Origin of the sequence: Macrococcus equi (assembly GCF_047426745.1) — a bacterium.
GTDB classification, from domain to species: domain Bacteria; phylum Bacillota; class Bacilli; order Staphylococcales; family Staphylococcaceae; genus Macrococcoides; species Macrococcoides equi.
Window position 1 is genome coordinate 743678 of sequence record NZ_CP179732.1, and the last position, 14219, is coordinate 757896.

Annotated in this window: 13 protein-coding genes; 3 read left to right on the forward strand and 10 right to left on the reverse strand. The window is 33.3% G+C overall.

Annotated elements, in window-relative coordinates; genetic code table 11:
• Positions 1 to 13: 13 nt before the first annotated feature.
• Complete coding sequence (locus ACMGE6_RS03925; RefSeq protein ID WP_414054512.1) at positions 14 to 2500, reverse strand: FAD-dependent oxidoreductase; 2487 nt, start codon at positions 2498 to 2500, stop codon at positions 14 to 16.
• Between the two features lie 164 nt (positions 2501 to 2664).
• On the opposite strand from ACMGE6_RS03925, the gene ACMGE6_RS03930 reads away from it, so the two are divergent.
• The 3 genes from ACMGE6_RS03930 to ACMGE6_RS03940 are packed head-to-tail and all read left to right on the forward strand — an operon-like array spanning position 2665 to position 3979.
• A complete protein-coding gene (locus ACMGE6_RS03930) occupies positions 2665 to 2925 on the forward strand; it encodes a metal-sensitive transcriptional regulator (RefSeq protein WP_414045254.1) in 261 nt (86 codons plus the stop codon).
• Positions 2926 to 2930: 5 nt separating this feature from the next.
• Positions 2931 to 3227, forward strand: coding sequence for a rhodanese-like domain-containing protein (locus tag ACMGE6_RS03935; protein WP_414054513.1), 297 nt, complete (start codon positions 2931 to 2933; stop codon positions 3225 to 3227).
• Positions 3227 to 3979, forward strand: a complete 753-nt coding sequence (locus ACMGE6_RS03940; protein ID WP_414054514.1) for a sulfite exporter TauE/SafE family protein — start codon at positions 3227 to 3229, stop codon at positions 3977 to 3979. Before ACMGE6_RS03935 ends, ACMGE6_RS03940 begins: the two co-directional genes overlap by 1 nt.
• 33 nt (positions 3980 to 4012) lie before the next feature.
• Here the strand turns inward: ACMGE6_RS03940 and ACMGE6_RS03945 are convergent, their stop codons facing one another.
• The 9 genes from ACMGE6_RS03945 to ACMGE6_RS03985 form a co-directional block, all read right to left on the reverse strand.
• Complete coding sequence (locus ACMGE6_RS03945) at positions 4013 to 4564, reverse strand: ABC transporter permease subunit (protein WP_414054515.1); 552 nt, start codon at positions 4562 to 4564, stop codon at positions 4013 to 4015.
• 131 nt (positions 4565 to 4695) lie between these two features.
• On the reverse strand, positions 4696 to 5535 hold the full coding sequence (locus tag ACMGE6_RS03950) for an ABC transporter ATP-binding protein (RefSeq protein WP_414054516.1): 840 nt from the start codon (positions 5533 to 5535) through the stop codon (positions 4696 to 4698).
• A gap of 82 nt (positions 5536 to 5617) precedes the next feature.
• Complete coding sequence (locus ACMGE6_RS03955) at positions 5618 to 6622, reverse strand: LytTR family DNA-binding domain-containing protein (protein WP_414054517.1); 1005 nt, start codon at positions 6620 to 6622, stop codon at positions 5618 to 5620.
• 383 nt (positions 6623 to 7005) lie between these two features.
• Positions 7006 to 7899, reverse strand: a complete 894-nt coding sequence (gene sdaAA, locus ACMGE6_RS03960; protein ID WP_414054518.1) for an L-serine ammonia-lyase, iron-sulfur-dependent, subunit alpha — start codon at positions 7897 to 7899, stop codon at positions 7006 to 7008.
• Positions 7900 to 7916: 17 nt separating this feature from the next.
• Positions 7917 to 8594: an L-serine ammonia-lyase, iron-sulfur-dependent subunit beta gene (gene sdaAB, locus ACMGE6_RS03965; RefSeq protein ID WP_414045261.1), complete on the reverse strand. Its 678-nt coding sequence runs from the start codon at positions 8592 to 8594 to the stop codon at positions 7917 to 7919.
• Positions 8595 to 8757: 163 nt separating this feature from the next.
• Positions 8758 to 9798, reverse strand: a complete 1041-nt coding sequence (locus ACMGE6_RS03970; protein WP_414054519.1) for a PTS sugar transporter subunit IIC — start codon at positions 9796 to 9798, stop codon at positions 8758 to 8760.
• An 836-nt stretch (positions 9799 to 10634) separates the two neighbouring features.
• Positions 10635 to 12020 (reverse strand): amino acid permease, encoded by a 1386-nt coding sequence (locus tag ACMGE6_RS03975; RefSeq protein WP_414054520.1) that lies wholly within the window; start codon positions 12018 to 12020, stop codon positions 10635 to 10637.
• A gap of 200 nt (positions 12021 to 12220) precedes the next feature.
• Positions 12221 to 12514 carry a HesB/YadR/YfhF family protein gene (locus ACMGE6_RS03980; RefSeq protein ID WP_414054521.1) on the reverse strand — a complete coding sequence of 98 codons (294 nt, stop codon included), beginning with the start codon at positions 12512 to 12514 and terminating at the stop codon, positions 12221 to 12223.
• Between the two features lie 79 nt (positions 12515 to 12593).
• On the reverse strand, positions 12594 to 14213 hold the full coding sequence (locus tag ACMGE6_RS03985) for a peptide ABC transporter substrate-binding protein (RefSeq protein WP_414054522.1): 1620 nt from the start codon (positions 14211 to 14213) through the stop codon (positions 12594 to 12596).
• Positions 14214 to 14219 lie beyond the last annotated feature (6 nt).

The window sequence follows — 14219 nt, forward strand, 5'->3', positions numbered from 1 at the left end:
TCCTATTCTTCACTTAAATAAATAAGTTTAAGTTTGCTTTCTCAGTATCGCCTAAGTATGTTGCAACGCCACCATATTCAACGCCTTCAATGAGTTCTTCACGTGAAACAGCCATAATATCCATACTCATCGTACAAGCCACCATCTTGATGCCCATACTTTGTGCTTTTTCAATCATTACTTCTAAAGAGTCTACTTTCTTTTTGTTCATGACATGTTTAATCATTCTAGATCCCATGCCACCCATATTCATTTTAGAAATAGGAAGTTTTCCAGCATGTTTCGGCATCATTTGACTAAACATTTTATCTAAACCTTGTTTTTCGATTTTAATACCAGGGCGTTTAATCACATTTAACCCCCAGAAAGTAAAGAACATTGTAACTTGTTTACCCATTGAAGCTGCACCCGTTGCGATAATAAATGAAGCTAAAGCTTTATCTAAATCACCACTGAAGACAACCATTGTTGCGCCATTTTTCGTTTCAACAAGTTGATGACCATTACTATCGTTCATCACATTTACAGGTAAGCTCTGACCTTTTTGAATCACTGCAACGACTTTATTTCCTTCAGTTTCATTCTTAACGACAGTGTTACCCGTAACGTTTGCCCATGATTCGATATCCTGACAGAATCCAAAGTCTGTAACGTGGATTTCTAATTGTTCTCCATCTTGCATTTCATCTAAGTTTTCTTTAACTTTAAGGATTGGCCCAGGGCACTGTAAGCCACTTGCTTCAACCACTCTTCTATCTTCACGTAACGACACTTGTTTCACCTCTTCATTTTGTGCTGTAATTTTCACTTTTTCAGTATTTTTATTATCGTTATTATTATCTTTCTCGATCTCTGTTGGTTGAGACGCGCTTTGAGATTGCGTCAAATAATTTTGTTTATACAATTTAAAACCACCGTCTGAATTAATTACATCGAAGCCTTCATTCTTTAATATACGTGCTGCATTGTAGCCACGTTGACCAACTTGACAATAAATTACGACTGGTTCATTTTTATTAATTTCATTTAAACGTGTCCTTAACTCACCTAAAGGTATATTTTTAGAGCCTTTAATGTGACCCATTTCATGCTCAATCGGTTCTCTGACATCCACAACTTGGTGTGGTGTATCATCCACTTCACTCACTTGCATCATCTTCATCTCATCTTCAATCACGTTTTGCGCGATATATCCCGCCATATTCACTGGATCTTTTGCAGAAGAGAACGGAGGTGCATATGCAATTTCAATACGTTGTAAATCCGTCACTTTTTGATTGAAAGTTATGGCGCTTGCAATTAAATCAATACGTTTATCTACACCTTTACGTCCAACAATTTGAGCACCATAAATTTGTCCTTCAGATGAGAAGATTACTTTGATTGTCATCGGTGTCGCCCCAGGATAATAACTTGCATTGGATTGACCTGACACATGAATCACATGATACTTTTTACCTAATGTATTTAACGTCTTCTCATTCAAACCTGTGCTTGCCACATTTAAATCAAATACTTTAGCGATTGCTGTACCGATTGGTTTAAACTTTTCAACCTGTTTTCCATTCAAATGGTCAGCTAATAATCGACCTTGTCGATTCGCAATCCATGCCAGTGGAATATGCACATCTTGTTCGCTAATCGCATGCGTAACTTCTGCAACATCACCAATTGCATAAATCGAAGGATCTGATGTTTGGAATACGTCATTGGTTTTGATTGCTTTTTTAATGCCTATTTCTAATCCAGCCTCTTCTGCTAATGTAGATTCCGGTAATACACCAATTGCCATAATGACCATATCTGCATTCACAACATCACCATTACTTGATTCAACTGTATGTTCATCAATCTTCTTAATTGATTGTTTCAATCTCAAGTCTATGCCCTTACTTAACATATGGTTATGTAACTCAACTGCCATATCCATATCAATACCCGGCATTACTTGGTCACCTAATTCAAATAAAGCGACATCCAAATCTAAAGCTTTTAAGTTCTCAGCCATTTCTAAACCAATAAATCCTCCGCCAACGACCGCTGTAGACTTCACGTTATTTTCCTTAATATATGCAATAATTTGATCCATATCAGGAATGTTTCTTAATGAAAAGACATGCCCAAGATCCGCACCTTCAATTGGCACTTGTATTGGTTTTGCGCCTGTTGAAAGTACTAGTATGTCATAGTCAATTGCTTGGTTCTGTCCATTTGCTACAACGTCGATAGTTTTAGCTTCTCTATTAATAGAAACGACATTCGTATCTGTCATTACATTAATATTCATTCGACTTTCCATTAATTCAGGTGTTTGAATTAATAATTTGCTTCGATCTTTAATCTCATCACCAATATGATAAGGCAAACCACAATTGGCGAAAGATACATAACTTCCTCTTTCTATTAAAGTGATTTCATCTTGTTCATTTAATCTTCTTAAACGTGCTGCTGTTGAAGCGCCTCCAGCAACGCCACCAACTATTACTATTTTTCTACTCATTAATATTTCCTCCTCGTATTTAAATACCTATAGGGGTATATTAACTCATATAAATCAATATGTCAAATACCCCACCCCCTATTTTTTATTGTTGACAAAAATACCCCACAAGGTATATAGTAATAACCATTACAAATAATTTATTATATGAAAGGTGATTAAATATGGAATATGATAAAAGTGCAATCAATCGTTTAAAGAGACTACAAGGTCAATTAAATGGCGTCCTTAAAATGATGGAAGAAGGAAAAGATTGTCGTGAGGTTGTGACACAACTCAGTGCCTCAAGAAGTGGTATCGAAAGATTAATAGGTGTCATCGTCAGCGAGAATTTAGCGGAGTGTGTTAAAGAAAGCGTAAAAAATAATGAAGATACAGATGAATTAGTAAAACAAGCTGTCAATCTTCTCATAAAAAGTAGGTAATTAATATGACAAACTATCAAACGATTAATGTTGAAACGCTTAAATCATTGATCAATCAGAAAGATATCAATCTCATTGATGTACGTGAAGTGAATGAATACGAAGCGAATCATATCCCCCAAGCAAAAAATATTCCTTTATCTGTACTAGAATATAATATAGATAAGTTTAATAAAGATGAACATTATTATATTATTTGCAGATCGGGCAATCGCAGTGGACAAGCTTGTCACTATTTAAGTAATTTTGACATTGAAACTACGAATGTCGACGGTGGGATGCTGGATTGGGAAGCGTTATAATGGCATTTATATTATTTGCCGTAATTGGAGCAATCGGTGCTTTCCTGTCAGGACTAATAGGTATAGGTGGTGCAATTATTATGTATCCTATGCTATTATTTATTCCGCCACTGTTTAATATTGATATGAATCCGACTGCTGCGGCGGGACTGACTGCCGCGCAAGTGTTTTTTAGTACATTAAGCGGAAGTATCAGCCAGAGAAAGAATGAAAACCTTAATAAATCAATTATTATTCCAATGAGTATCGGTATATTATTAGGCAGTGTAAGTGGTGCATACCTTGCATCAATATTTGATGAATCTCTCATCAATATCGTCTATACATTTCTTGCAATATTAGCAGTGATTTTAATGTTTATTAAAGTGAAAGCAAATGATTCAAAAACAACCTATAATAAAATAGCATTGTTTATTGTGGCAGCAGTTATCGGTATTCTGTCAGGCATTGTAGGCGCAGGTGGTGCATTCTTAATCGTACCTATCTTACTAACAATCTTTAAGGTTCCCTTTAGAGTAGTAGTCGCAAATAGTATTATCATTGCTTTCGTATCATCAATCGGAACATTCATTACAAAATTTCTTACAGGTAGCGTGGATATTGAACATGCAATCCCATTAATCATAGCAAGTCTAATATTTGCTCCAATCGGTACGAAAGTTTCTAAAAAAACCAATCAAACAGTGCTGCGTTACATTCTTACTGCACTGATTATAATGGCTGCAATTAAGATGATTATTGATATGATATAAAGAAAGAGAGCTGGAAGTTTCAGCTCTCTTTCTCTAGTCTATTGAGTTTTTCTTGAAAAGAATTGCAGTGACAGCCATAGATAACAATGTCCATATGCCAATGATAAGAATATGTTTGATATCTCCGTTTTGTGCCAACAAATCATATTGTGCAGTCGGGCTATAACTATTTAATTTCACAAATATATTATCTTTATTCATTCCCATATGTGCAAATGTTGGTGCCATGGCAAAAAGAAATAGCACAGGTAGATAATACAAACTTGTCTCTGATACACTATTTACAAATAAACCTATTGCGATGCCAATCATTAAAAAGAAAATGAAAATCATTATAAATCCAGTAACCATCTTCCAATTAGTTAGAACACTTATATCTAAAATAATCAGACAAATAAAAACTGTTATTATAGTGATTACACTGACTACTAAACTTTTACCGATCAATATATCCATCATCGAAGCCGGAGAATTAATCAGACCTCTTAACGTATGTTTTTCTTTTTCCTCAGCAATCATCGTCATAATAGTACCTGTTAAAACTGCTCCAAAGCACATCGCTATTATCAGTATTGCAAGTGACATTCCTTAATGGAGTTCTACTAAAAATAACTGACATTATAATCGGCAATATCGGCATCGTCAGTAGCATCATATTTCTCATAAATTCTTTAAAGTCTTTCTCCGCAATGGCCATCACTCGATTCATTCTCATGTTACACAAGCTCCTTTCCAGTGACTTTAATAAATACTTCTCCTAGGGTTGGTTCATTCGTATAGATACGTTTAACTTTTTTAGTATTAAGCAACTCCGTTATTTGTACGACGTCTTCTTTATGCACTGTTCTCACTAAAGTATCATTCATTTCCAGGGTAATCGTTTGATCAGAATGTTGATATCTAAGGTTATCCGGCGTATCAAGTGCCACGAGTTTCCCATTGTTAATGAGTGCGATACGATCACACAGCGCTTCTGCTTCATCCATATCATGAGTGGTTAAGAAGATGGTCGTACCTTCTTCTTTTAATTTTAATAGACCTTTATGTATATGTCTTGTCGTATTTGGATCCAGCGCTGATGTTGGTTCATCTAGAAATAATAGCTTAGGCTGATGGATTAACGCTTTAGCAAGTAATATTCTTTGACGCATCCCTTTAGATAATTTCTTAACGACTGTTTTCTTCTCATCTTCCAACTGTACAAATGATAGTACTGCATCAATTCTATCTGTTGATTGTTTATATAATCCTGCAAACATCTTTAAATTATCGTACACAGTTAATCGTTCATATAATGCACTATTGTCAGACAAAATACCAATCTGCTCCCTATATTCTGCTGTTTGCAATGCTTTATCTTTATAATGAAATACTTGAATATCTCCTTCTGTAATCGATGTCTCTCCAGTCAGCATTTTAATCGTTGTTGTTTTTCCTGAACCACTCGGACCAAGTAAACCAAATATTTCTCCTTGCTGAATATGTAAAGATAGATGATCAACTGCTTTTTTACTTTCGTATATCTTAACTACATCATTCATCTGTATTAATGTCATCAAAATAAGCCTCCAATCAATTTGTTATCCAAATTGTATTAGAGACTTAATCACCTTACTATACAATACACGTAGAATGTACCTAACTTTTCGTGAACTGTACCTCCTGGCTATTGAAATATCCTTGAATTTCTTTCACCTTATTCCGAGATAATGGCACAAAGGTATTTTCCAGTCCATCTATTTTAATCGAATATGAATTCTTAGACCAAGTAATCATTTCTTTAACTTTTTGTAGATTGATAATATATGAGCGATGACATCTATAGAAACCATATACTTTTAACTTATTCTCTAAGTCATTTAATGTATAATCTGCTTTAAATGACTCATTATTGATGATAATGTTTACCTTTCCTTCAGCACCTTCTATATAATCAATGTCTTCTGGATTAATAAATATCGTCTTATCTTCAGACTTAACAGATATTCTAAATACATTGCTACGTATTAGCTGTTGATTTATTTCTTGGGAAATATCTTGTTGAGTGTCCTCTTTACTTATGTTTTCATTTTGTTTCTGTTCGCCATCAGAAAGTTTTAACGATTGGATATTCTCTTGCTCATCTACGTATATTTCAAGTTGCTTCAATTGCTCTTTCTTAACTTGGTACACTTGGTCAGAGAGTAGTATCGCATGATCAATATAAGACAATACTTGTAATACATTATGATTCTCTTTAAATAAAGGCATCACGTTCAGTAGTTGATCAATTGTTTCTACTTTAAGATTGTGTAATATGTCTTTAAATACGACATATTCCCTATCTTGCACTAATGCTAGTGCAACTTTGAGCAGTACATATTCATCGTAATCTAATTTCTTTACTTTCATATTCTGATATTCTAATAAATCAAATTTTTTTAATATCGACTCTGCACTTTCATAATAATTAAACCACTTAATATAGAATTTCAGTTGTTCTTTAACTGTTAAGCGCTCATGAAATGGTGTAGAAAATTCTTCAATCCATGCTTCTTTAAGTCTGAAGTATGACAATATTTCATGCTGTTGATTAGTATTCCCTATAATACAATATTGCTTTAGTGCTCTTAATTCTTTTAAATTATTCACTAAATTTGTCATACTTCCTCCTACACACCTAATATTTTATAATCATTCTATCATAAAAATGTCAGTTTTTTTATAATACAAAAAAAGTCTGTGAATTTTCACAGACTTTTTTGACAATTCTATTTACTTTCTTAAAATCATTTAATATAATTAATTAACTTAAATGAAAGCGCTTTATTTACATAAATTATATGAAAGGTAGTGGTTTCAATGAAATACTATTTAGTTCACACAATTTGTGCAATGTTAGCTTTTATAATCATATCTTTTGTTGATATGAATTTAATTGAAGATAGCACAACTATTGATGTAGCAGCTAAGTCATTTTTAGTTACATTAATAATATTCATTGCCTATTATTATTTACAACTTAACCGCCACTCAAAGTTTTATGATTAAGCTTCTACAGTTGGGCGTGGTCCAAAGATTCTAGCTTTCATTTCTTGACCAGCTGGAGTACCTGCTAAACCGCCAATACCTGTTTCACGTAAAGCGCTTGGTAAGCCACGTCCGACTTTATCCATTGCTTCAATAACTTGGTCAGCTGGAATTTTACATTCAATACCTGCTAAAGATAAGTCAGCAGCGATTAATGCGTTACCTGCTCCGATTGTATTTCTCATAACACATGGAATTTCTACTAAACCTGCTACAGGGTCACAAACAAGACCTAATAAGTTACCTAATGCGTGTGCAATTGCATGTGATGATTGTTCAGGTGTTCCACCTTTAATTGCAACTGCTGCTGCAGCTGCGATAGCTGATGCACTACCTACTTCTGCTTGACAACCACCAACAGCACCTGCTACTGATGCATTGTTCGCAATAACGATACCTAATAAAGCTGTTGTGAATAAGAATTCAACTTGTTGATCTTCTGTTAAGTTTAACTTCTCTTGTACAGAGAATAGCACGCCTGGAATAGTACCTGATGATCCAGCAGTTGGCGTCGCACAAATTAATCCCATTGCAGCGTTAACTTCATTTGTTGCAATCGCGAATTGTAATGCTTTTGCTACGTCAGGGCCTGATAAAGGTTCGTTTTGCTCACGGTAGTTTTTCATTTTGATTGCATCTTGTCCTGTTAACCCAGTTACAGATTTAACCCCTTCGCCACTGGATCCACGAAGTACAGCAGCTCTCATTACTTCAAGGTTTTTACGCATTTTTGCGATAATCTCTTCTCGAGACATATCTGAAGTTTCCATTTCCATTTCTATCATTAACTCAGCAATTGATTTACCTTTTTTATTAGCAGCTTCTACTACTTCTTGTATTGAATTATACATTTTATTATCCCCCTTGATTAAATAATGTTTGAGAATTCGATTGTTTTGAATTCTTCTCTAATAGATTCTAATAATTCTTTTTTAATTGGTTTATATAAGTGTAAAGCAACAACAGTTTTACCGTCACGTTGTGATTTAATTTCTTCGTTAATTTTTAATCCAGCTTCTGATAAAGTTGTGATACAACGGTTAAATTCACCAATAGGTTCTTCACCATATAACACTAAGAGTGGTAAAGTGTGGTTCATTAAAGCACAAGCACCATTGATATGGATACTTCTGATTTTAATCGTTCCACCACCGATAGAGTTCGCACATAATTCAATGTGTTTATCATCTTTGTCCAGACGAATTAAAGCTGTGTTAGGGTGTTCACCAACGTTATCTCCTTTTTCTTCGATAAACTCAATTGAGATACCTTTAGATTCAGCGATTTCAATTGAAGTTTTTACACGTGGATCTTCAGTTGGGAAGTCTAATACACCCGCAATGATTGCTAAGTCAGTACCATGACCTGCATGTGTTTCAGCAAACGACTCGTAGTATGAAACTGAAACTTTTTCAGGTTCTTTACCTAATACTTGTCGTGCTGCTAAACCCATTCTTACTGCTCCTGCTGTATGTGAACTTGAAGGACCAATCATGATTGGACCGATTACATCAAATGCGCTTTTATAATCTGCTGTTCTTGCCATTTTAAATTCCTCCCAGAATTATCATATCGTCTTATATTAAATACATTTTACACTAATTTGTTTAAACTACAACTATTTTAACTTTTCAATTATTGTTTTTAAATTCGATAATGCTTTAAAGCACTTTCTTTAATTAGTTTATCCGATTATCTTATTTCTAAACTTATGCGTTTTGTTTTTTAGCTTTACCCATTTGAGGCATGCTAAATGGTACTGATACATCATGTTTTTTGAAGAATGAAGCAAATAACCAAGCCATTACGATACTAGTTACTGCAACTGCTAAACCGCAAAGTAGTACTGGTACTGTGTCGTTAAATCCGAATGCTACAATATATCCTGCGATTGGAGTTGCCATACCAGTGATGTTGATAACTAATCCGAATGCAGTGATGATACAAGCGTTAACCATACCGATGATTGCGTTTGATCCGTATAATTGAACTGGTTTTTCTGCGATAATATCAATTTGAGTTAAAGGTTCGATTGCTACTGCGAATGGTGTAGCTTTAGTACCATAACCTAATTTTTTGAATAAAACGAAGTTTGCAAATGAGTTACCTGTACAGCAAAGTGCGCCGATTGCCATTGGTGTACCAACTAATCCTAATAAACTTGTTAATACCATTGAGCTTAATGGTGTCATACCTACTACAGGAATGATTGCACCTAATACGATTGCTAATACATATGGGTTTGAATCTCCAACTGCTGTAATTGCTGAACCGATTTGAGTTAATACTGCGATAACTGATGGTTGAATTGCCATTGCGATTAAAGTTGCTAATGCTGGTGCTACAAGGATTACTACGATTAAATCTAAACCTTCTGGAACGCGTTTTTCAATTTGTTTGATTAAGAAACTGATTAAGTAAGCTGCGATAAATGCAGGTAATAATTTAACTTTTAATAATGAAAGACCAACGATCAATGCGTAAACTGGTGTAACTCCTAATTTGATACAAGTTAAAACGCCGACTGCTAAACCACCAAGGCCACCTAATGTGTCCCCAACTTTAACGAAGAAGTCTAAGTGGAATACTCCACCAATTGCGTAACTTAAGAATGCTTGTGGTAAAAATGTTGAACATGCAGCCCCGGAGAGAGCTTGAAGACCTTGTCGTCCATATGGTGCAAATTTTAAAAATAAAGACATTGCGATTAAAACTACTAATAATGTACCTACCCCAATAATAATATCCATCTTAATTTCTCCTTTGATTAAATAAATTGTTTTAATTTTGTTTTAATGATTTTGAAACCTGACTGACTTTCTATTAAGATCATCAGCTATTTATTTTAAAGCGGCCACTTTATAAATAATGTTTGTTTGAAGCTTTTTTACTTTGTTAACCTTTTCACAATATATATATTACCACGTTTGAAATCGTATACAATGTACAAATCATGAACAAAATCAGTGTAATTTTACCCCAAAATCACCCCATTTATGCATCTCAATATTCAAACTATTCTCATATTATCCTACAAAACCTTATATAATCAACGATTATATGTATTTGATAACAGAATCATTATTTCATAATACTAATAATATGTAAACTTATTTGTGATAAAAATCACTTTTTATGAAAAATAAATTTAAAAACATTGATTTTATCGCATTTCCAGCACGCATTTTACATTTTCATGCTGGTATTTTAATTTGATAAAGTATTCTGATATAATTGCATACATGATTTTATGCATTAAAATATAGTTATTTAAGTATAATAAATATAGTAAATGCTTAATTTATACTTAATTTTTGTATACGCTACAAAAACAAATTTTTAACTAATATTTAAAAATACTGTTGTTATAACACCTGTAGTCTACTCTATATATACAAATTAAATATCATTGAAAATACTGGAATAAAAAAAGAGATTATCTCTAATAATTTTAGAAGATAATCTCTTTTCGATATTTCTATTAAGTTTTACTTAATTGTATATTTATAAAATGACTGAATAGTGATTTTAATAAGTTCGCACTATAAAATTTAGAGTTTCTACCTATTATAATAGGATAAATATCTTACTTTTGGTATTTACCATCTAACTTGTGGAAACCACGAAGGAAATAAACAAATCCCATTGCTACTAAGAAAATGATACCGATAATTACAGATACGCGTGTCTCATCATTGATTAACATACCGATTAATACCATAACTAAGAAAGCAATTGTAATGTAGTTTGAGAATGGTGCAAATGGCATCTTGAATGGATGACTCTCAAGTAAGTCTGGTCTTTGCTTTCTAAATTGTATGTGACTGAATAGAATCATAAACCAAGGAATCATACCTGGTAAAATTGATGCACTATATACATAGACGAAGATATTCTCAGATCCATCAATGTACATTGGTAAAACAACATTTAGAATAACACCAATAAAAATACCTATTGAAATGGCTAACACTGCGAATACAGGTACACCATTTTTCATTACTTTAGCAAATGTTTTAGGCATCTTACCTTCATTAGCTAAAGTATAGATCATACGACTTGAACTAAAGATACCTGAGTTACATCCTGACATCGCTGCTGTAATTACAACGAAGTTAATTAAACCAGCTGCAGCTGTAATACCTACTTTTGCAAATGTTGCTACGAATGGACTACCTACATTACCTAATTCATCCCACGGATAAACTGTAACGATAACGAAGATTGCACCGATATAGAAAATTAAAATACGCCAAATGATACCATTTACCGCTTTAACAACGTTTTTCTGTGGATCTTTTGTTTCACCAGCTGTGATACCGATTAATTCAACACCTTGATAAGAACCGACTACCATAGATAATGCAAAGAAGAAACCTGTAATACCATTCGGGAAGAACCCACCATGCTCAGTTAAATTCCCGAAACCTACTGGATGACCATTGTTACCAAATCCAAAGAAGATAATACCTAAGCCCGCAATAATCATTAAAACGATTGTTACAATTTTAATCATTGCAAACCAGAATTCAAACTCACCAAACGCTTTAACTGAAGCCATGTTTGCAAGAGCAAGTGTGACAATAACTATGATACCTGGAATCCATCCCGGTAATTCCGGCCACCAATATTGCATATATTGTCCTACTGCGATAACTTCACTCATACCAACCACTACCCACTGGAATATATTCGCCCAGGCAGTGATATAACCAAATACAGGATGTAAGTACGTTGATGCATATTCTGCAAACGATCCTGTTGTAGGGAATAGATAAACTAATTCTCCCATTGCACGCATTACTAAAAATAAAAATAAACCAGCAACTAAATACGCTAAGATTGCAGAAGGTCCCGTCCACTTAATTGTACTTGATGCACCCATGAATAGCCCCACCCCAATGGTACCACCTAGTGCGATCATTTGTACTTGCCTTGAACTTAAACCCCTGTGTAAATGATTTTCTTCCATTCTTTCTATCCCCTTTTGTTAAAATATAATAAACATTCTTTACTATTCTGAAATTATACTATAATTTCAGAATATTTAAAGTACATTTTTTTAAGTTTAGAGACAATACAAATAGGGTGCAAGGGAAAACCCTTACACCCACTTGCTTTAACGCCTTAAAATTTTTCACAAATTATTTTTAAAATAAAATGAACTTACCATTATTTTTTGTAATCGTAGGCAACTTCTTGTAATTTTTCATCGTACTCGATATATAAATCGTGATTCTTAAAGAACCATTCATCCATTTCATTTACATAGAAGATAATACCATCCACTTCTACTTTAGCAATCGCTTTTTCATAGTCTGGATCAACTGTAAATGCTAAAGAATGACTTTCCTGAATCTTACTAGACCCATAAATTTTAGCAAAAAATTTAACACTATCACCTGACTTTAAACCTACTTCATCTTTAAACCATTGCAATGCCTTATCGGAAATATAAATATTCATATTAACCTCCAGTTAATTAGACTTTATATGCAAATTATAACATCCGTTAAATGTAAAGTCTTTTATGAGGATTATCAGATTATTTTACTTCTTTTTCTGCGAAGACAAAATCAGGTCTTGATAAAGCATCTGTTTTTATCCCTTTAATGTTAGTCTTAATTAATGAATTAGTATATCCAAAGTTAATTGGGATGATAGGTAATTCTTCCATTAAAATATCTTCTGCTTCTGCTAGTATTTGATATCGTTTCTTATCATCTTGTTCTTTTAATGAAGCTTCTAGTAATTGGTCAAACTTTTTATTTTTCCAGTTTGTAAAGTTACTTGAACTTTTACTCTCATATAAAGCTAACACTGGATACGGATCTAGGAAGTCTCCACCCCAACCCATTCTTGCAATTTGAAAATCTTTTTGTTTGAAAGTATCAATGTATGTCTTCCATTCTTGTGTTTCAATACCTATATCGATACCTAGATTTTGTTTCAACATCTCCTGCACAACTTCTGCGGATTTCTTATTAATTCCTTCACCATTTGTCTTTATAGTAATTTTAGGAAGTTTATTCAATCCTTCCTCTTTCAAACCTTCTTTTAACAATTGTTTTGCTTTCTTAGGATCAAATTTATAATAATCTTTTCTATATTCTGTATAATCTTTGCCATCGCTATCTTTGGCACCTTGAGATACATAACCGTATGCTGGCTTTTGTCCACCTTTCAATACATTATCAACAAATGATTGTCTATCTATTGCATAACTTAAAGCTTGACGAATTTTTTGATTATTCACAAGTTTTTCATTAACGTTAAATGAATATGTTCCAACAGAGAAATTCTCATAACTTTTAAGTTCTTTACTACCTTTTACTTGTTTTAATACGTCTGCAGAAACACCAGGTAATACATCAAGCTCACCGTTTTTATATAACTGGTATTCTGTATTCGTGTCAGCAACCATTTTAAAATGAACACCTGGAAGCTTTACTTTATCTGCTAAATGACTTTTTTCGTTTTTCTTTAGATTAATATGATCGTTGTGTTTCCATTCTTCTACTACAAAAGGTCCATTTGTTACAATTGTATCTGCTTCTGCAGCCCATTTTTTATTTTTTTCAACAACATTTTTATTTACTGGGTAATACGCTGAACCTGTAATAATTTTAGGGAAGAAATCAATCGGGTCTTTCAAGCCGACTTCTAATGTTTTATCATCAATTGCCTTAATTTTTACATCTTCGATTTTCCCTTTTTTCGTATTATATGCTTCTGCCCCTTCTATAAAATATAAGGCAGAAGGGCTGTATGCAGCTGTTTTTGGATCTAGTACACGTTTCCATGAATATTCAAAGTCTTTAGCTGTTAGTTTGTCACCGTTTGACCATTTTAGTCCATCTTTTATTTTAAATGTATATGTCTTCTTATCTTTTGAAATTTTCACACTTTCTGCAGCATCTAATTCCGGCTTACCATCTTTACCTTTACGATAAATACCACTATAAATACTATCGATTACCCACCATGAAGTTGTATCCGAAGCAAATGCCGGATCAAGGGTATATGGTTCCCCTGATAAGTTTAGATTTAATTTTTCACTTTTTGAAATTTTAGAAGCATTAGCGTCTTTTGAACCATCTTTATTACCTCCACAAGCTGTTAATACCAATGTAAATATTAATAATAAACTTAACAATCTTTTCATTTTTAT